This is a genomic window from Bradyrhizobium sp. HKCCYLRH1034, from assembly GCF_051168375.1.
In the GTDB taxonomy this organism is placed as follows: Bacteria; Pseudomonadota; Alphaproteobacteria; order Rhizobiales; family Xanthobacteraceae; genus Bradyrhizobium.
On the sequence record NZ_JBNPUW010000003.1, the window covers coordinates 553,887 to 571,681 of the forward strand.

The following is a 17,795-nucleotide window of genomic DNA, read 5'->3' on the forward strand; positions in this document are numbered from 1 at the left end:
GCTCGCAATGACGGTGGATGGAGCTGGGGCTCAGCTCATTTCCCCAGCGCCAGTGCGATCAGGCCGAGGGTGCCGACGATGACGCGCCACCAGGCGAACAGCACGAAGCCGTGGCGGGTGACGTAGCCGAGGAAGGCCTTCACCACGATCATCGCAGTGATGAAGGAGACGACGAAGCCGATGGCGATCAGGCCGAGATGGTCCGCCGTCATCTCGGCGCGGCTCTTGTAGAAGTCGTAGACGAAGGCGCCGACCATGGTCGGGATCGCCAGGAAGAAGGAGAACTCCGCGGCCGAGCGCTTGTCGCCGCCGAGCAGCATCGCCGCCACGATGGTGGCGCCGGAGCGCGACACGCCGGGGATCATGGCCAGGCACTGCGCGACGCCGATCCACAGATACATCATCAGCGGATAGCGCGTGGCGTCGTGCTCCCGCGGCTTGAGATCGATCTGATCGACCCACAGCAGGATGGCGCCGCCGACGATCAGCGAGAAGCACACGACCCAGGGATCGAACAGGAGCGCCTTGATGTACTTGCCGGCGATGAGGCCGACGATGACGGCGGGCAGGAAGGCGATCAGCACGCCGATGATGAAGCGGCGGTCGTCAGGGTTCGTCAGCGCGCCGATCGCGACGCGGTACAGCTTGAAGAAGTACAGCGCGACGATGGCGAGGATGGCGCCGAGCTGGATCAGGATCGCAAAGCTCTTCCAGAACCCCTCGTCGCCGAGCCCGAAAAAGCGCTCGGCGAGCAACAGATGGCCCGTCGAGGATACGGGAAGAAACTCGGTGACGCCCTCGACGATGCCGAGAAGCACCGCCCGCAGCGTATCTGACATCATTGATCGGATCCTGGATGGCCGGCAAAACGCCGCCCTTCTCGCCTATTCGGCCCCCGCCCGCAATTGCAAAAAGCGCTCGAACCGGCCACATCCGATGAATGAACCGGCGTGTGATCGGCCATGCGAATCAGAACGAGGCAATGCCGGACGGCGGATCGGGCGCGCCGATCGCTGTTCCCGAAAGCGTCGTTTCCCGCATGACCGCCCGTTGCCCTACTGCTTACACTTTCGCCGACCATGCGCTAATGGTCCGATTCGCGAGCGCACCCGCGCGCCGGTATCGGGACGAGGCGTCGGTGCGAACCGATGGTTGATTGTTCGTTAAGCGCCGTAGCCGCGGAATCGTCGAAAGGCTCCATGTACACGCTCTACCACCATCCCTTCTGCCCGCATTCACGCTTCGTCCGGCTGGTGCTCGGCGAATACGGGCTCGATCTGCGCCTGGTGGAGGAACGCGCCTGGGAGCGCCGCGAGGCGTTTCTCGTGCTCAACCCCGCGGCCACCACGCCGGTGCTGTCGGTCGAAGGCCTGCCGCCGGTGCCCGGTGTCGGCGTGATCGCCGAATTCATCGACGAGACCTGCGGGCCCGAGATGGGTGATCGCCGGCTGATGCCGGCCTCGGCGGCCGAGCGCATCGAGGTGCGCCGACTGATGGACTGGTTCAACACCAAGTTCTTCGAGGAGGCCTCGAACCTGCTGGTCACCGAGCGCATCTACAAGCGCTTCATGAGCGAGGAGGATGGCGGCGGGCCGCCGTCGACCGACGTGATTCGCGCCGCCAAGACCAATGTGCGCTATCATCTCGCCTATATCGGCTGGCTGGCGCAGCGGCGCAATTTCCTGGCTGGCGACCGCCTGACCTATGCCGACCTCGCCGCCGCCGCGCATCTGTCGGCGATCGACTATCTGGGCGACGTGCCATGGATCGAGGACGACGCAGCGAAGGCGTGGTACGCGCGGGTGAAGTCGCGGCCGTCGTTCCGGCCGCTGCTCTCCGACTGGCTGGCGGGCGTGCCGGCGTCGCGCACCTATGTGGATCTGGACTTCTGAGCGCCGCTAGGCCCACGCCGGTGACGTTGAAGGCGGCGCTGGCCGCCGAGGCGCAACGGCTGGGCTTCGATGTCGTCGGTATCACCGCCCCGGTCGTGAGTGCCGAACGGGCCGCTGCGTTCGAACGCTTCCTCGCCGCCGGCCAGCACGGCGACATGGACTGGCTGGCGCGCGAGCCGTCCCGCCGCACCGATCCCACCACGCTGTGGCGCGAGGTCCGCAGCATCATCATGCTCGGCGTCAATTACGGCCCCGACGAGGACCCTCGCGCGGTCCTGTCCCGGCGCAGCAATGCTGCGATTTCGGTCTATGCCCGCGGGGACGATTATCACGACGTCATCAAGAAGAACCTCAAGGCGCTCGCTCGCTGGCTGGTCGCGCAGGCCGGCTGTGATGTGAAGGTGTTCGTCGACACCGCGGCCGTGATGGAGAAGCCGCTGGCCGAAGCGGCCGGGCTCGGCTGGCAGGGCAAGCACACCAACCTGGTGTCGCGCGACTTCGGCTCCTGGCTGTTCCTCGGCGCCATCTACACCACGCTGGCGCTGCCGGCGGACGCGCCGGAGCGGGATCATTGCGGCTCGTGCCGGGCCTGCCTCGACAGCTGCCCGACCGCGGCGTTTCCGGAGCCTTACAGCCTCGATGCACGGCGCTGCATCTCGTATCTGACGATCGAGAACAAGGGGCCGATCCCGCGCGAGTTCCGCAAGGCGCTGGGCAACCGCATCTATGGCTGCGACGACTGCCTCGCCGCCTGCCCCTGGAACAAGTTCGCGCAGGCGGGACGCGAGGCGAAGCTGGCGGCGCGCGACGCGTTGCGCGCGCCTTCGCTGGCGGAGCTGGCGGCGCTCGACGATGCCGCGTTCCGCGCACTGTTCGCGAAATCGCCGATCAAGCGCATCGGCCGCGACCGCTTCCTGCGCAACGTGCTGATCGCGATCGGCAACTCCGGCGATGCGGCGCTGACGCCGTCAGCCGAGCGGCTGGCCGCCGATCCGAGTCCGCTGGTGCGCGGTGCCGCCGCCTGGGCGCTCGCTGGGCTGCTCGACGAGGCTGCTTACGCGCGGCGTGCGGAGGCCGCGCTGACGTCAGAGACCGACGAGAGCGTCCGCGCGGAATGGCAGGCGCGATGCTGAAGCGGGCCGCGTCAGCCCATCTCGCCGACGGCGGCCAGCATGCGCGTGATGTCCTGCGGACGCGACAGCCGGTGGTCACCGTCCTGGATCATGGTCAGCACCACGTCTTCGGCCGGCAGGCGGTGGGTCAGTGCGAACGCATGCTGCCAGGGAACGTCGCGGTCCTGCGCGCCCTGCAGGATGCGCACCGGACAGCCGACCTTGATGGCACCGCCGAGCAGGAGATGGTTGCGCCCGTCCTCGATCAACGCCCTGGTGATGGGATAGGGCTCGCCGTACTCCGACGGACGCATCCAGACGCCGTTGGTCTCGATCTCGGTCCGGACCGCCGGCGCAAAGCCCTTCCACATCAGCTCCTCGGTGAAATCGGGCGCCGGGGCGATCAGGACCAGGCCCGCCAGCGTTGCTTCGGCCGGCTCCTTGAGCAGCTCGCGCGCCAGCAGCAGCGCCATCCAGCCGCCCATCGAGGAACCGATCACGACCTGGGGTCCGCGGCAGAATTGCCGGAACACCGCGACGCTCTCCTCGAGCCAGCGGCTGATGGTGCCGTCGACGAAGCGTCCGCCGGATTCGCCGTGCCCGGAATAGTCGAAGCGAACGCAGGCGCGGCCGCGCTCGGCGGCCCAGGCGTCGAGGGCCAGGGCCTTGGTGCCCTTCATGTCGGAATTGAAGCCACCGAGCCAGAACAGCCCGGGCGGACGGCCTGGCCGCGCCCGCACCGCGATCCGGCGCGACGATTCGCCCGCGCCGACGGTGACGAAGACGGGCGGATCGGCATTTTCTGCAGCAGGGTTCATGGATCGTTACTCGCTGTCGGGTGTTGTGTGGGCGAACCGGCCGTTTCCGTCAATCGGCGCGGCCCGACGCAGCCGCTTGCGAAAGCGCGCCGCGCACTCTATGTCCCCCGGCGGAACCACGAGGGCCCGAAAAAGCGCGAGTTTGATCGCAATTCTCGGCCGTGTGGCTTCCTTGGGGGAATGCATCGACGCGCAAGTCTCGCGCATGCGACGCAGGAGCCGCGACGACCGGGCGGAATTTCGACGCACCGGACCGTTGCGACCTTGCCCGCGAAAGCATCTTCCTTCAAACTAGCCGCCTTCTTCCACAACCTTGGAGCACTACCCATTCGCCGCCCCAATCGAGCCCCGCCCGCTGCCGTCAAAGACGGGCCGCGTACCAATGATGAGATTCGCAATGCGCAGATCCAGCTGATCGATGCCGAAGGCACCAACCGTGGTGTCGTCGAGACCGTTGTCGCGATCAAGATGGCCGCTGATGCCGGCATGGATCTGGTCGAGATTTCGCCGAACAACTCGCCTCCCGTCTGTAAGATCATGGACTACGGGAAGTACAAATATTCGGCGCAGAAGAAGGCCGCCGAGGCCCGCAAGAAGCAGAAGGTCGTCGAGATCAAGGAGATCAAGCTCCGCCCAATGATCGACGACCACGACTACGACGTGAAGATGCGTGCGATGCAGCGGTTCTTCGAAGAGGGCGACAAGGTCAAGATCACGCTGCGCTATCGCGGCCGCGAAATGGCGCACCAGGAGATCGGCACCAAGCTGCTCGACAAGGTGAAGTCCGACGTGGCGGCGTTCGCCAAGGTCGAGCAGGACGCCAGGTTCGAGGGACGTCAGGTGGTCATGGTTCTGGCGCCGCGCTAGGTCCAGCACGCCGACACCTGAAGCCGGGCCCGCCACGCGTTTGGCGGGCTTTTCTCTTGGGGCGCCCGTCAGGACCGCTTTTGCGGGCCCGGGTCAGGACCGCGTCGCCTGCCACCGCCCCCTGCAGGTCCCGGACGAGCCTTTGCCGCTCCAGCGGCCGACGCCGGACGTGGCGCCAAGCCGGCCGGTGCCGCTGGCCGAGGCACCACCCTGGGATACCCGCACAGTGACGGCGCCGCCGCGGCCAACCGAGCCGGTAATGTTGGCGGTGCTGTTCGAGAGGACCCGGCCGCCGCTGATCCGGATCGGGAAGCTGTAACCCTGGTCGCAACTGCCGGCCTCGGTGATGATGAGCACGGTCCAGGCGCCATCGAAGCCGGCAGCGTGCGCCGGCCTTGCCGTCAGGCCCGCGAGGCCCGTCAGCAGCGCGGTCGTGAAGGCGACGGAGATGGCGCGGCGAATGAGGCGGGTCATGGTCGATCCTCGACTGTCATGGTCGGCTGATCATGGGTCGGAATAGCTGATTCCGTGGTTCGACGTTGCCAACAGGCTTTGTCTCTGGCATAAGCGCGGCCTTCGTCGCCCGGCTGATCAAGGGCTGCCGTGGCGATGTTTCTGTGCGGGTGGGTCCTCGTTTGGACCCGAAACCTGAGCACAACCAACGCTCTAACGAGCATTTTCGCCAGATGGCGCCGCTCTAGCGGGCGGCTTGCCGTTGGCATCAAGGAGAGCCAAATGCCCAAGCTGAAGACCAAATCCGGCGCCAAAAAGCGCTTCAAGGTGACTGCCACCGGCAAAGTGATGCACGCCCAGCGCGGCAAGCGCCACGGCATGATCAAGCGGACGAAGAAGCAGATCCGGCAGCTGCGCGGCACCCGCGTGCTGTTCAAGACCGACGGCGACAACGTCAAGAAGTACTTCTTGCCGAACGCCTGACCGGCCTCTCGCTTCCGAACCCTGGCCGCCTCAAAGCCGCGGCTGATCGTCATCTCTGAATCCAAGGATTTCCGGCATGTCTCGCGTCAAACGCGGTGTGACCGCCCACGCCAAGCACAAGAAAGTCTTCAAGGCCGCCAAGGGCTATTACGGCCGCCGCAAGAACACGATCCGTACCGCCAAGCAGGCCGTCGAGAAGGCCGGCCAGTATGCGTTCCGCGATCGCAAGCGCAAGAAGCGCACCTTCCGCGCGCTCTGGATCCAGCGCCTGAACGCCGCCGTGCGTCCGTTCGAGCTCACCTACAGCCGATTTATCGACGGCCTGTCGAAGTCCGGCATCACCGTCGACCGCAAGGTGCTGTCGGATCTCGCGATCAACGAGCCCGCCGCGTTCCAGGCGATCGTTGAGAAGGCCAAGGCGGCGCTCGCCGCCTGATCGCCTCCGCATCGTGAGGATTTCAAAAGCGGCCGATGCTCTCGGCCGCTTTTTGCTATCCGGCAACATGCCTGCTTTCGCTTGACCCGTGTCGCCCGCGCGGCGACAACCCAGCCGCCTTTTGTCCCGCGGAGATTTTGACCGTGTCCGACCTCGCCTCGCTCGAAACCTCGATCCTCGACCAGATCGCCGCCGCCGGCGATGAGGCCGCACTGGAAGCCGTCCGCGTCTCGGCGCTCGGCAAGAAGGGCTCGATCTCGGCGCTGCTGGCGACGCTCGGCAAGATGTCGCCGGACGAGCGCAAGACGCAAGGCGCCGCGATCAACCTCGCCAAGGACAAGGTCACGCAGGCGCTGGCCGCGCGGCGCGACGTCCTCAAGGCCGCCGCGCTCGACGCCCGTCTCGCCGCCGAGACCATCGACGTCACCCTGCCGCTGCAGGATTCGCCGGCCGAGACCGGCCGCATCCATCCGCTCAGCCAGGTGATGGACGAGCTGACCACGATCTTCGCCGATATGGGCTTTTCGATCGCGGAAGGTCCCGACGTCGAGACCGACGACTACAACTTCACCAAGCTGAACTTCCCGGAAGGCCATCCGGCGCGGGAGATGCACGACACGTTCTTCTTCAATCCGAAGCCGGACGGCTCGCGCATGCTGCTGCGAACCCACACCTCGCCGGTGCAGGTGCGGACCATGCTCAGCCAGAAGCCGCCGATCCGCGTGATCTGCCCGGGCCGCACCTATCGCATCGATTCGGACGCGACCCACACGCCGCAATTCCACCAGGTCGAGGGCCTCGTCATCGACAAGGGCTCGCATCTCGGTCACCTCAAATGGATCCTGCATGAGTTCTGCAAGGCGTTCTTCGAGGTCGACCACATCAACATGAAATTCCGGCCGTCGTTCTTCCCGTTCACCGAGCCGTCTCTTGAGGTCGACATCCAGTGCCGCCGCGACAAGGGCGAGATCCGCTTCGGCGAGGGCGAGGACTGGCTGGAGATTCTCGGCTGCGGTATGGTGCACCCGAACGTGCTGCGCGCCTGCGGCATCGATCCCGACGAATACCAGGGCTTTGCCTGGGGCATGGGCATCGACCGCATCGCGATGCTGAAATACGGCATGAGCGACCTGCGCCAGCTGTTCGACGGCGACGTCCGCTGGCTGTCGCATTACGGCTTCAAGCCGTTGGAGGTCCCGACCTTGGCCGGAGGGCTGAGTTCGTGATGAGCCTCGCCCTCTCTCAGCAAACGCTCGAACTCCCTCTCCCGCTTGCGGGGGAGGGCTGGGGTGGGGGTCTCTCCGCGCAGGAGGTGTCGATGGACGACGAGAAGCCCATCTGGACAGTCTCGCCGAAGCTTCGAACGAATGCGCGCGCCCTCCGCCAAAACTCGACGGATGCCGAGAGAATATTATGGTCCGAGCTGCGCGGCCATCGCCTGCTCGGCGCGGGCTTTCGCCGTCAGGTCCCGATCGACCGCTACATCGTCGACTTCGTCTGCCACACCGCACGTCTCGTCATCGAGCTCGATGGCGGACAGCACTTCTCAACTGAAGGCGAACAGCGCGACGCTTCACGCTCAGCTGCGATCGAAGCCAAAGGATTTCACATCCTGCGCTTTGCCAATAACGACGTCCTGGCCAATCGCGCCGGCGTTCTTGAAACCATTGCCGCTGCCATTGCGGCGAGAGCCCCCACCCTGACCCTCCCCCGCAAGCGGGGGAGGGAACGGGACTGAATCAGCGGAAAGAGCCATGAAATTCACGCTGTCCTGGCTGAAGGACCATCTCGACACCGACGAGTCGGTCGAGACGCTCGCCAACAAGCTCACGATGATCGGCCTCGAGGTCGAGCATCTCGAGGACAAGGCGAAGCTGCTCGCGCCGTACAAAATCGCGCGCGTCGTCTCCGCCGAGCAGCATCCGAATGCGGACCGGCTGCGGGTCTGCATGGTCGACACCGGCGACGGTGGCGCGCCGGTGCAGGTGGTGTGCGGCGCGCCGAATGCGCGCGCGGGACTGGTGTCGGTGTTCTCGCCGCCGGGCACCTACATCCCCGGCAAGAACATCACGCTGTCGGTCGGCACGATCCGCGGCGTCGAGAGCCGCGGCATGCTGTGCTCGGCGGCCGAGCTGCAGATCTCCGACGATCACGACGGCATCATGGAGCTGCCGGCGGATGCGCCGATCGGCACCCCCTACGCCGAATGGGCTGGGCTCGGCGATCCCCAATTCGAGATCAACCTGACGCCGAACCGCCAGGACTGCACCGGCGTGCACGGCATCGCCCGCGACCTCGCCGCCGCCGACATGGGCAAGCTGAAAGATCCCGGCATCAAGCCGGTGAAGGGCGAGCTCCCCTGCCCGGTGAAGGTCACGGTCGAGGACGAGAAGCTGTGTCCGGGCTTCGCGCTGCGGCTGGTGCGCGGCGTCAAGAACGGCCCGTCGCCGAAGTGGCTGCAGCAGCGCCTCACATCGATCGGCCTACGCCCGATCAACGCGCTGGTCGACATCACCAACTACATGACCTTCGACCGCGCGCGTCCGCTGCATGTGTTCGACGCCAAGAAGGTGAAGGGCAATCTGGTCGTCCGCCGCGCGCGTGACGGCGAGACCCTGCTCGCGCTCGACGGCCGTACCTACACGCTCGACCATTCGATGTGCGTCATCGCCGACGATTCCGGCGTCGAATCGCTCGCCGGCATCATGGGCGGCGAGGCTTCGGGCTGCGATGAAGGCACCACCGACGTGCTGATCGAATCGGCGCTGTGGAACGAGATCAACATCGCCCAGACCGGCCGCAAGCTCGGCATCAATTCCGACGCGCGCTACCGCTTCGAGCGCGGCGTCGATCCGGCCTTCATGGTGCCGGGCCTGGAGATGGCGACCAAGCTCGTGCTCGACCTGTGTGGCGGCACGCCGTCGGAGACTGTCGTCGTCGGCAATCCGTTCGGCGATGACCGCATCGTCGACTTCCCGTTGACCGAGGTGAAGCGGCTGGCGGGCATCGAGGTGCCGCTGACCGAGATGCGGCGGATCCTGACGCATCTCGGCTTCGTGGTCGCCGGCAACGGCCCCATCGTGAAGGTCGCGGTGCCGTCCTGGCGCAGCGACGTGCACGGCAAGGCCGATATCGTCGAGGAAGTCGTGCGCATCGTCGGCGTCGACAAGGTGCCTATGACGCCGTTCGAGCGCGGCGACGCCCCGCGCAAGCCGGTGCTGACGCCGCTGCAATTGCGCACGCGGCGCGCCAAGCGCGCGCTGGCCGCGCGCGGCATGGTCGAAGCCGTGACGTGGTCATTCATCTCCAAGCCGGCCGCCGAATTGTTCGGCGGCGGCAAGGCCGAGCTCGCTCTCGCCAATCCGATCGCGGCCGATCTCTCGGACATGCGCCCGAGCCTGTTGCCGGGCCTGACCGCGACGGTGCAGGCCAATGCCGATCGCGGCTTCGGCGATGCCGCGATCTTCGAGGTCGGGCAGGTCTTCAAGGGCGATGGCCCCACGGATCAGTTCGTGGCCGCGAGCGGCATCCGCCGCGGCATCGCGCCGGCGAAGGGACTCGGCCGGCATTGGACGGGATCGCAGCCGGCCAACGCGTATGACGCCAAGGCCGATGCGCTCGCGGTGCTCGCGGCGGCCGGCGCGCCGATGGCCTCGCTGCAGATCGTCGCCGGCGGGCCGGCCTGGATGCATCCGGGGCGCTCCGGCACGATCCAGATGGGCCCGCAGAACGTGCTCGGGCATTTCGGCGAGCTGCATCCGCGCACGCTGGAGGCGCTGAAGGCGGACGGGCCACTGGTCGCCTTCGAGGTGATCCTGGATCGCATTCCGGCGGCCAAGGCGAAGCCGACCCGCGCCAAGCCGGTGCTGGAGCTCTCGGCATTCCAGCCGGTGTCGCGCGACTTCGCCTTCATCGTCGATCGCAAGGTCAAGGCCGGCGACATCGTCCGCGCCGCGCAGGGCGTCGACAAGAAGCTGATCACCGATGTCACCGTGTTCGACGTCTACGAGGGCAAGGGCATCGAGGACGGCAAGAAGTCGATCGCGATCGCCGTGACCCTGCAGCCACGCGACAAGACCATGACCGACGAGGAGATCGACGCGGTCGCGGCGAAGATCACGGCCGACGTAGCCAAGAAGACCGGCGGCACGTTGCGCGGATGAGCCTCTCCGGGCTCATCCCTGCCGATCTCAGCCTGTTCGCGACGATCGCGCTGGCGATCGTCGCCTTCATTGCCGCAACCGCGCGCGGCTTCTCCGGCTTCGGCGCAGCACTGATCTTCATGCCGCTCGCGAGCAGCTTTGCGACGCCCCGTCTGGTCGCGCCGCTGCTGCTGGTGATCGATTTCGTCTCGATGGCCCCGATGGTGGCGCCGGCCTGGCGCGAGGCCGACCGCAAGGCCACCGCGGTGATCGTCGCGGGTGCGCTGGTCGGCGTGCCCGTGGGCACCTATTTCCTCAGCCGGCTGGACCCGGTCACCGTCCGCTGGATCATCACCGGTTTCGTGATCGGGCTGCTTGCGCTGCTGCTGTCCGGCTGGCGCTATCGCGGCAGGGAGTACACCGCGCTGTCGGTCGTTGTCGGCTGCATCTCCGGATTCTGCAGCGGACTGGCGCAGACCGGGGGCCCGCCGATCGTCGGCTACTGGCTGGGACGCCCGATCCCGCCAAAGATCGCACGGGCGAACATCGTGCTGTTCTTCGGCGCATCGGACTTCTTCGCGATGGTGAGCTACGCAATGAGCGGGCTGATCACCTGGGATTCGCTGAAGCTTTCGCTGCTGATCGGGCCGGTCTACGCGCTCGGTGTCGCGTTCGGCGCGTCGCTGTTCGGCCGCGCCAGCGAGCAGGTGTTCCGCGCCATCTGCTATGCGCTGATCGCAATCGCCGTGATCGCCGGCCTGCCGGCCCTCGACGGCGTGCTCGGGCGGGGTTAGCCTTCCTGCAACGAAGCAGACTGGGAGGCCACCGTGATCCATCGGCGAACAATGCTCAAGCTCGCGCTGGGAACGGCCGGCGCCATCGCGGCGCCCGCGGCGTTCGCGCAAGGCGCGAAGACCGGCACGCGGATGGTCTTCCTCGGCACCAAGGGCGGCCCGCGCGTCGGCGTCGGCGCTTCGAATCCGGCCAATCTCGTCGTCGTCAACGGCACGCCGTTCGTGATCGATTGCGGCATGGGCGTCAGCCGTCAGCTCGTCAGCGCTGGGGTTCCGATCCCATCGATCAAGTACATCCTGATCAGCCATCACCATTCCGATCACAATCTCGAATACGGCAATCTGTTCTACAACGCCTGGGCCGCAGGATTGTCGACGCCGATCCAGTCGTTCGGACCGAAGGGCCTGGAGGCGATGACCAGGAGCTTCTGGGAAACCAACAAGTTCGACGTCGACACCCGCATCGCGGATGAAGGCCGGCCAGATCCGCGGCCACTCCTGGTCGCGAAGGATATCGACGCGGACGGCGTCGTGCTGAAGACGGCGGACGTGACGGTGACCGCGTTCCGCACGCCACATCCGCCGATCACCGACAACTTCGCGTACAAGTTCGAGACGCCCGAGGGCACGATCGTGTTCTCGAGCGACACGGCCTATAACCCGAAGCTTGCAGAGTTTGCCAAGGGCGCAGACGTTCTCGTGCATGAATGCCTCTATGTGCCCGCGGTCGATCGGCTGGTCGCCAAGACGAAGAACGGCTCGACGCTGAAGAAGCACCTGCTCGACAGTCACACGACCACGGAAGACGTCGGACGCATCGCCGCGGCTGCAGGCGTGAAGGTGCTGGTGCTCAGCCACTTCGTGCCCGGTGATGACCCCGAAGTGACGGACGAGGACTGGACGCGGGACGTGAAGAAGAACTACACGGGCCGCATCGTGGTCGCGAAAGACCTGATGGAATTGAAGCTGCCGGTGTAGCCAAGGCTGGGCGTGCTTCAATCGGCAACTCGCCTGCATCAGCCGTAGGGTGGGCAAAGGCGCAGCCGTGCCATTCACGCTTGAGATCGCAGTTGCGCCGTACCCACCCTCTTGCTGATGAGCTTGCGGATCGACGGTCAATCCTCCGGCGAGGCCGAGCGCACCTTGCCACGACGGCGCGGTCGTTGCCGCTCACTGCTCGGCTCCGGTTCGGCGTCCTTGATCGCGCCGATCCGGCGCAGCGCGGCTTCCGCGGCGCGCTCGCCGGAGTCCCAGGCGCCGTCGACCGTGCCCCACAGCGCTTCGTGCGTGGCCTCTCCCGCAAGAAACAGCGGACCCAAGGGCTCGCCCAATATTTTGCGGGCGCCCTGGCTGCCGGGCGTGGCCGCCGACATCGCGCCGAGCACGCCCGGCGCCAGGTTCCAGCGCGTCGCTGCGGACGACTTCACCGCTGCGGCGGCCTCGCTTCCAAACAGCTTGCCTATCCACTCCCTGGCGAAGTCGACCATCGCCGCCTCGCCCTGCGCTGATAGTTCGCGGCCGAAGGCGCCGGCAACATCGACGGTACAAAGCGACGATCCGCCGATATTGGCAAGCAGCAGACCTGTGCGACTGGAATTGCTCTGCTCGATGATGACCTCGTCCCGCGACAGGCCGAGCGGATTGCCCGCGAGCATCAGCGCAATGTGATCATAGCTGCCGAGGCTGAGCTTCGCGGCGGCGTCGAGCTGCCGCTTGGGCAGCTCGGGCGCGAACTTGATGGCGCCTGATGTCAGCACGTTGGTCGACACCGTGAGGATGACGGCGCGCGCCGCGATTCGCCCCGCCGGCGTTTCCACCGCGACGTCGCGGTTGGCCCACACGACGCGCGTTGCTGGAGTCGACAGCGACAACGGCAACGATTCGCCGAGCCTGGCGATGAACGTGCCCAGCCCCTGGCGGCAGGCCAGCGGCGCGCTGCGATCCTGCGCACGCGCCTTGTCCATCGCGGAGAGATCGGCGAGATCCTTCCCGGTCGCGCTGGCGCCGAGCACGAATGCCGTGGTGCTGGTCCAGTCGCCCAGATCTTTCGGCAGCGCCGCGGCGCAGGACGTATCGAGCTTGCCGCGCGCCGCCTCGTCGATGGCGCGATTGGCGCGCACCAGCCCCGCCAGGAACTGCTCGGTCTCGCCGGGCCGCGCATTGCGCCGGCCGACGCGGATCTTCTGCCCGACGGGAGCCGCGACGAGATCGAGTCCGAGACCGCGCGCGAGCCTGCTGATGGGATTGCCGTCGGCGTTGAGCAGCCAGCGGGCGCCGCGATCGAACGGCACGCCGAAGGTGGCTGCATCCGTGCGGCAACGGCCGCCGAGCTGCGGCGCGGCCTCCAGCACCACGACCTTGCGATTGGCCGCGACGATGCGGCGGGCCGCGGCGATTCCCGCCGCACCCGCCCCGATCACGACAATGTCAGCCTCGCGTGGAACAGCCGCCTGCGCGGCGCGGCCGGCGATGGGCAGCACGGCCAGCGCCGCGGAAGCGGAGAGGAAGCCGCGGCGCGTGACATTCATGACATGGTTTCCGAAAGCTTTGAACCAAACGAATACCCGCGAATTTGCCGCATCTACCGCGCTGCGGCAACCGGGATGGTAAACGTGATACCGTGCAGAACGCGTCCACTATGAACCAAATTGCAACCGCAATCGACCATCATGGAAGAAGGGAAAAAACCGGCGACCGGCCAAGGTCGCCCGGGGAGCGTTATGGGTATCGTGCTTGATCAGATCGGCAAGCTGATTGCCGCCTATCTCCAGAAGGAGATCCCCGGCTATGAGCCGTTCACGCCGAGCGATCCGGACTATCTGCGCAAGGACGTCCAGCCCGGCGACGTGCTGCTCGTCGAGGGCAACAGCCGCATCTCCGGCATCATCAAATACCTCACGCAGTCGACCTGGTCGCACGCCGCGCTCTATGTCGGACCGATCGATGGCGCCGTCGAGCCCGACGGCGAGCCGCATGTGCTGGTCGAGGCCTATGTCGGCGACGGCGTGATCTCGGCGCCGCTGTCGAAATATTTCGCCTATCACACCCGTGTGTGCCGTCCGGTCGGCCTGACCTATGAGGACCGGCACACGGTGTGCCGCTACGCCATCAATCGCATCGGCTTCGGCTACGACACCAAGAACATCATCGACCTGATGCGCTATCTGATCCCGATGCCGATTCCGCAACGCTGGCGGCGGCGCATGATCGCGCTGGGCTCGGGTGATCCGACCAAGATGATCTGCTCGGCGCTGATCGCGCAGGCCTTCGATGCGGTGCGCTACCCGATCCTGCCCAAGATCACGCGGGCGCCATCGCGGCGCGCCAAGCGCGAGATCCTGCACATCCGCGATTCCTCGCTCTACATGCCGCGCGACTTCGACATCTCGCCCTATTTCGAGATCGTCAAGCCGACCATCGTCAATGGATTCGACTACACGACCCTGCACTGGGCCGACAAGCAGAAGCCGCTCGCGGAGGTAGCGGGCGAGTTCGCCGTGTTTCCAGGAGCCATCACAGCGCCGCCGCTCGTTCCTGAGACGGCTGACGAAGAGGCGACGCAGCAGGCTGCGGCTGAGGAAATAGTTGCGAAGCTCGGCGAACGGCTCGTGGTCAACGAGCATTTTCTCGTCGCCGAGCCGGTACGAAACGTCGCGCCACGTCCGACCGCGCGCCGCCGCAACAAGGTGGCGGTCTGAGCTGGGCTGACCTCAGCGATCCGACCGGCCGATCACATCCATCAACTCCGCGATCTTCTGCCGTTGATCGGCCTTGTCGCCCGATGCGATGGCGTGCTCGACGCAATGCGCGACGTGGTCGCGCAAGATCTCCTCCTCGACCCGGCGCAACGCCGCCCGCACAGCGGAGATCTGGGTGACGATGTCGATGCAGTAGCGGTTGTCCTCGACCATTTTCGACAGGCCCCTGACCTGCCCTTCGATCCGACTCAAACGTTTCTGACAGGATGTCTTGATGTCCTCGCGCATGGAGCCTATATACCCCTACAGGGTATAGGTTTCAAGAGGCTGAGCGATGTCGGAAACCAGACACGAGCATGGCGTCGCGGCGGGCGGCGAGGGCGGATGCGGCTGTGGATCGCGCGCGCGCGCGGTGGAAACCGGACACGAACAGGCATCCGCGGACAGTTGTTGCAGCGATCGTGCCGGCGCGGCGCCCGCCAGCGCTTCGGGCGGCTGCTGCGGCGGCTCGGACCCCGCCGCGCCTGAACCAGCGAAGGCAACGGATCCGGTCTGCGGCATGTCGGTCGATCCCCTGACCTCGAAGCATCGCTTCGAGCATCAGGGGCAGACCTTCCATTTCTGCTCGGCAGGCTGCCGCACCAAGTTCGCCGCCGATCCCGCCAAGTATCTCGCGACGGCCGCAGCGCCTGCAGCCGCTCGGTCATGCTGTGGCGGTCATGACCACCATGAGCATGACCCGGCAACGGTCATCGATCCCGTCTGCGGCATGAGCGTCGATCCTGCGACCTCGACACATCGTTTCGACCATCAGGGTCACACCTTCCATTTCTGCTCGGCCGGCTGCCGCACCAAGTTCGCGGCCGAGCCGGACAAATATCTCGGCGAACGCGAGCCGCCGCCGGAGATGCCGGCAGGCACGATCTACACCTGCCCGATGCATCCCGAGATCCGCCAGGAAGGCCCAGGCACCTGCCCGATCTGCGGCATGGCGCTGGAGCCCGACGTCGTCAGCCTCGACGATGCGCCCAATCCCGAGCTCGCCGACATGAGCAGGCGGTTCTGGATCGGCACTGTGCTGTCGGCACCCGTTGTCGTGCTGGAGATGGGCGGACATCTCGTCGGCGGCCATGGCCTGCTCGATCCCGTGCTGTCGAACTGGATCCAGTTCGCGCTGGCGACGCCGGTCGTGCTGTGGGCCGGCTGGCCGTTCTTCGTGCGCGGCTGGCAATCGGTCCAGACCCGCAATCTCAACATGTTCACCTTGATCGCAATGGGCACGGGCGTCGCCTATGTCTACAGCGTGATCGCGACCGTCGCGCCGCAGGCGTTTCCGCCGGCGTTCCGCGGCCATGGCGGCGCGGTGGCGGTGTATTTCGAGGCGGCCTCGGTCATCACCATTCTCGTCCTGCTCGGCCAGGTGCTGGAGCTGCGCGCACGCGAAGCAACGTCGGGAGCGATCAAGGCGCTGTTGCAGCTGGCGCCGAAGACGGCGCGGCGGCTCGACACCGACGGCAACGATCATGAGGTGGAGATCGCCGAGCTCGCGGTCGGCGATCGCCTGCGTGTGCGCCCGGGCGAGAAGGTGCCGGTCGACGGCATCATTCTCGAAGGCCGCTCGTCGCTCGACGAATCGCTTGTCACCGGCGAGTCGATGCCGGTGACCAAGGACGAGGGCGAGCGCGTCATCGCGGGCACCTTGAACCAGACCGGCAGCTTCGTGATGCGCGCCGACAAGGTCGGACGCGAGACCCTGCTGTCGCAGATCGTGCAGATGGTCGCCGACGCGCAGCGCTCGCGCGCGCCGATCCAGCGCCTCGCCGACCAGGTCGCGGGCTGGTTCGTGCCGATGGTGATCGCTGCTGCCATTGCCGCCTTCGTCGCGTGGTACGCGTTCGGTCCCGAGCCGCGCTTCGCCTTCGGCCTCGTCGCCGCCGTGAGCGTGCTGATCATCGCCTGTCCCTGCGCGCTCGGTCTTGCGACGCCGATGTCGATCATGGTCGGGGTCGGCCGCGGCGCCCAGGCCGGCGTGCTGATCAAGAGCGCCGAGGCGCTGGAGCGGATGGAGAAGGTCGATACGCTGGTCGTCGACAAGACCGGCACCCTGACCGAGGGCAAGCCGAAGGTGACCAGCATCGTCACCGCTCAGGGCTTCGACGAGGCCGACGCGCTGCGGCTGGCCGCCAGCGTCGAGCGCGCCAGCGAGCATCCGCTGGCCGAGGCCATCGTCCGGCATGCCGCGGAGCGCAACATCAAGCTCGCCGACGTCAAGAACTTCGACGCGCCGACCGGCAAGGGCGCGCGCGGCGAGGTCGACGGCAAGGCCATCGTACTCGGCAATGCGACCTATCTCGCCTCGCTCGGCATCATCACCGATACGCTCGGCGTCGAGAGCAAGCGGCTGCGCGAAGAGGGCGCCACCGTGATCACGATGGCCGTCGACGGCAAGCCGTCTGCGCTGTTTGCGGTCGCCGATCCGGTCAAGGCGTCGACGCCGGAGGCGCTGAAGGCACTCGCGGCCGACGGCGTCAAGGTGATCATGCTGACCGGCGACAACCGCACCACCGCCACCGCGGTCGCGCGCAAGATCGGCATCACCGAGGTCGAGGCCGAGGTGCTGCCCGAGCAGAAGAGCGCCGTGGTCGCGCGTCTGCGCGCCAGCGGCAAGATCGTCGCGATGGCCGGCGACGGCGTCAACGATGCGCCGGCGCTCGCCGCGGCCGACGTCGGCATCGCCATGGGCACCGGCACCGACGTGGCGATGGAGAGCGCCGGCATCACGCTGCTGCAGGGCGACCTCGGCGGTATCGCGCGGGCGCGAAAACTGTCGGCGGCGACGATGCGCAACATCCGCCAGAACCTGTTCTTCGCGTTCATCTACAACGCCGCCGGCATCCCGATCGCCGCCGGCATCCTCTACCCCGTGTTCGGCATCCTGCTGTCGCCGATCATCGCAGCCGCCGCGATGTCGCTGTCGTCGGTCAGCGTGGTCGGCAACGCGCTGCGGCTGCGGGCGACCGATCTTTGATACGATGCCGGCGGACTTGCCGAAGCCCGCCGGCATGTCTACCTCTGCCGCGGGCTTTGCAGCGAGGGACCC

General features: G+C 66.7%; 18 protein-coding genes. 12 read left to right on the forward strand and 6 right to left on the reverse strand.

The window, feature by feature from the left end:
* Positions 1-35: 35 nt before the first annotated feature.
* Positions 36-842 carry an undecaprenyl-diphosphate phosphatase gene (locus ACQR0W_RS09530; RefSeq protein WP_315750479.1) on the reverse strand — a complete coding sequence of 269 codons (807 nt, stop codon included), beginning with the start codon at positions 840-842 and terminating at the stop codon, positions 36-38.
* 357 nt (positions 843-1,199) lie between these two features.
* On the opposite strand from ACQR0W_RS09530, the gene ACQR0W_RS09535 reads away from it, so the two are divergent.
* Both ACQR0W_RS09535 and queG read left to right on the forward strand, forming a co-directional pair.
* Positions 1,200-1,892 carry a glutathione S-transferase family protein gene (locus ACQR0W_RS09535; RefSeq protein WP_315716854.1) on the forward strand — a complete coding sequence of 231 codons (693 nt, stop codon included), beginning with the start codon at positions 1,200-1,202 and terminating at the stop codon, positions 1,890-1,892.
* On the forward strand, positions 1,841-3,025 hold the full coding sequence (gene queG / locus ACQR0W_RS09540; RefSeq protein WP_316186621.1) for a tRNA epoxyqueuosine(34) reductase QueG: 1,185 nt from the start codon (positions 1,841-1,843) through the stop codon (positions 3,023-3,025). The genes ACQR0W_RS09535 and queG overlap by 52 nt, the downstream gene beginning before the upstream one ends.
* A gap of 11 nt (positions 3,026-3,036) precedes the next feature.
* Here queG and ACQR0W_RS09545 read toward each other — a convergent pair whose 3' ends face one another.
* Positions 3,037-3,822: an alpha/beta hydrolase gene (locus ACQR0W_RS09545; RefSeq protein WP_316173496.1), complete on the reverse strand. Its 786-nt coding sequence runs from the start codon at positions 3,820-3,822 to the stop codon at positions 3,037-3,039.
* A 327-nt stretch (positions 3,823-4,149) separates the two neighbouring features.
* Between ACQR0W_RS09545 and infC the strand changes: the two genes are divergently transcribed.
* Positions 4,150-4,689, forward strand: coding sequence for a translation initiation factor IF-3 (infC, locus tag ACQR0W_RS09550; protein ID WP_315716960.1), 540 nt, complete (start codon positions 4,150-4,152; stop codon positions 4,687-4,689).
* 93 nt (positions 4,690-4,782) lie between these two features.
* Here the strand turns inward: infC and ACQR0W_RS09555 are convergent, their stop codons facing one another.
* Entirely contained in the window at positions 4,783-5,163 is a 381-nt protein-coding gene (locus tag ACQR0W_RS09555) for a hypothetical protein (protein ID WP_316166382.1), read from the reverse strand.
* 261 nt (positions 5,164-5,424) lie between these two features.
* Between ACQR0W_RS09555 and rpmI the strand changes: the two genes are divergently transcribed.
* From rpmI to ACQR0W_RS09590, 7 genes are all read left to right on the forward strand, one after another.
* The gene (rpmI, locus tag ACQR0W_RS09560) at positions 5,425-5,625 is read left to right on the forward strand and encodes a 50S ribosomal protein L35 (RefSeq protein WP_008539890.1); all 201 of its coding nucleotides are present in this window, start codon (positions 5,425-5,427) and stop codon (positions 5,623-5,625) included.
* Between the two features lie 76 nt (positions 5,626-5,701).
* A complete protein-coding gene (gene rplT, locus ACQR0W_RS09565; protein WP_012040570.1) occupies positions 5,702-6,061 on the forward strand; it encodes a 50S ribosomal protein L20 in 360 nt (119 codons plus the stop codon).
* 143 nt (positions 6,062-6,204) lie between these two features.
* Positions 6,205-7,287: a phenylalanine--tRNA ligase subunit alpha gene (pheS, locus tag ACQR0W_RS09570; RefSeq protein WP_316186454.1), complete on the forward strand. Its 1,083-nt coding sequence runs from the start codon at positions 6,205-6,207 to the stop codon at positions 7,285-7,287.
* A gap of 92 nt (positions 7,288-7,379) precedes the next feature.
* Positions 7,380-7,799: an endonuclease domain-containing protein gene (locus ACQR0W_RS09575; RefSeq protein ID WP_315716850.1), complete on the forward strand. Its 420-nt coding sequence runs from the start codon at positions 7,380-7,382 to the stop codon at positions 7,797-7,799.
* Positions 7,800-7,815: 16 nt separating this feature from the next.
* The gene (gene pheT, locus ACQR0W_RS09580) at positions 7,816-10,224 is read left to right on the forward strand and encodes a phenylalanine--tRNA ligase subunit beta (protein ID WP_316166384.1); all 2,409 of its coding nucleotides are present in this window, start codon (positions 7,816-7,818) and stop codon (positions 10,222-10,224) included.
* The gene (locus ACQR0W_RS09585; protein WP_315750483.1) at positions 10,221-10,997 is read left to right on the forward strand and encodes a sulfite exporter TauE/SafE family protein; all 777 of its coding nucleotides are present in this window, start codon (positions 10,221-10,223) and stop codon (positions 10,995-10,997) included. Before pheT ends, ACQR0W_RS09585 begins: the two co-directional genes overlap by 4 nt.
* A gap of 33 nt (positions 10,998-11,030) precedes the next feature.
* Positions 11,031-11,975, forward strand: coding sequence for an MBL fold metallo-hydrolase (locus ACQR0W_RS09590; protein WP_315750484.1), 945 nt, complete (start codon positions 11,031-11,033; stop codon positions 11,973-11,975).
* 137 nt (positions 11,976-12,112) lie between these two features.
* Here ACQR0W_RS09590 and ACQR0W_RS09595 read toward each other — a convergent pair whose 3' ends face one another.
* Positions 12,113-13,525 carry a flavin monoamine oxidase family protein gene (locus tag ACQR0W_RS09595; RefSeq protein WP_316170009.1) on the reverse strand — a complete coding sequence of 471 codons (1,413 nt, stop codon included), beginning with the start codon at positions 13,523-13,525 and terminating at the stop codon, positions 12,113-12,115.
* A 192-nt stretch (positions 13,526-13,717) separates the two neighbouring features.
* On the opposite strand from ACQR0W_RS09595, the gene ACQR0W_RS09600 reads away from it, so the two are divergent.
* Complete coding sequence (locus tag ACQR0W_RS09600) at positions 13,718-14,695, forward strand: YiiX/YebB-like N1pC/P60 family cysteine hydrolase (RefSeq protein WP_315716844.1); 978 nt, start codon at positions 13,718-13,720, stop codon at positions 14,693-14,695.
* Between the two features lie 12 nt (positions 14,696-14,707).
* Here ACQR0W_RS09600 and ACQR0W_RS09605 read toward each other — a convergent pair whose 3' ends face one another.
* The gene (locus tag ACQR0W_RS09605; protein ID WP_315716843.1) at positions 14,708-14,983 is read right to left on the reverse strand and encodes a metal-sensitive transcriptional regulator; all 276 of its coding nucleotides are present in this window, start codon (positions 14,981-14,983) and stop codon (positions 14,708-14,710) included.
* Between the two features lie 15 nt (positions 14,984-14,998).
* Entirely contained in the window at positions 14,999-15,256 is a 258-nt protein-coding gene (locus ACQR0W_RS09610) for a hypothetical protein (RefSeq protein WP_316166386.1), read from the reverse strand.
* Between ACQR0W_RS09610 and ACQR0W_RS09615 the strand changes: the two genes are divergently transcribed.
* Positions 15,255-17,723 (forward strand): heavy metal translocating P-type ATPase, encoded by a 2,469-nt coding sequence (locus ACQR0W_RS09615; protein WP_316186452.1) that lies wholly within the window; start codon positions 15,255-15,257, stop codon positions 17,721-17,723. The two genes, ACQR0W_RS09610 and ACQR0W_RS09615, sit on opposite strands and share 2 nt — an antisense overlap.
* Positions 17,724-17,795 lie beyond the last annotated feature (72 nt).

Bases quoted from the DNA above. Each gene is read 5' to 3' on its own strand.
- ACQR0W_RS09555 (WP_316166382.1), bottom strand. From the start codon at position 5,163: ATGACCCGCCTCATTCGCCGCGCCATCTCCGTCGCCTTCACGACCGCG.
- ACQR0W_RS09585 (WP_315750483.1), top strand. From the start codon at position 10,221: ATGAGCCTCTCCGGGCTCATCCCTGCCGATCTCAGCCTGTTCGCGACG.
- ACQR0W_RS09595 (WP_316170009.1), bottom strand. From the start codon at position 13,525: ATGAATGTCACGCGCCGCGGCTTCCTCTCCGCTTCCGCGGCGCTGGCC.
- rpmI (WP_008539890.1), top strand. From the start codon at position 5,425: ATGCCCAAGCTGAAGACCAAATCCGGCGCCAAAAAGCGCTTCAAGGTG.
- rplT (WP_012040570.1), top strand. From the start codon at position 5,702: ATGTCTCGCGTCAAACGCGGTGTGACCGCCCACGCCAAGCACAAGAAA.
- ACQR0W_RS09610 (WP_316166386.1), bottom strand. From the start codon at position 15,256: ATGCCGCAGACCGGATCCGTTGCCTTCGCTGGTTCAGGCGCGGCGGGG.
- ACQR0W_RS09605 (WP_315716843.1), bottom strand. From the start codon at position 14,983: ATGCGCGAGGACATCAAGACATCCTGTCAGAAACGTTTGAGTCGGATC.
- ACQR0W_RS09615 (WP_316186452.1), top strand. From the start codon at position 15,255: ATGTCGGTCGATCCCCTGACCTCGAAGCATCGCTTCGAGCATCAGGGG.
- ACQR0W_RS09545 (WP_316173496.1), bottom strand. From the start codon at position 3,822: ATGAACCCTGCTGCAGAAAATGCCGATCCGCCCGTCTTCGTCACCGTC.
- ACQR0W_RS09530 (WP_315750479.1), bottom strand. From the start codon at position 842: ATGATGTCAGATACGCTGCGGGCGGTGCTTCTCGGCATCGTCGAGGGC.
- pheT (WP_316166384.1), top strand. From the start codon at position 7,816: ATGAAATTCACGCTGTCCTGGCTGAAGGACCATCTCGACACCGACGAG.
- ACQR0W_RS09600 (WP_315716844.1), top strand. From the start codon at position 13,718: ATGGGTATCGTGCTTGATCAGATCGGCAAGCTGATTGCCGCCTATCTC.
- ACQR0W_RS09575 (WP_315716850.1), top strand. From the start codon at position 7,380: ATGGACGACGAGAAGCCCATCTGGACAGTCTCGCCGAAGCTTCGAACG.
- ACQR0W_RS09535 (WP_315716854.1), top strand. From the start codon at position 1,200: ATGTACACGCTCTACCACCATCCCTTCTGCCCGCATTCACGCTTCGTC.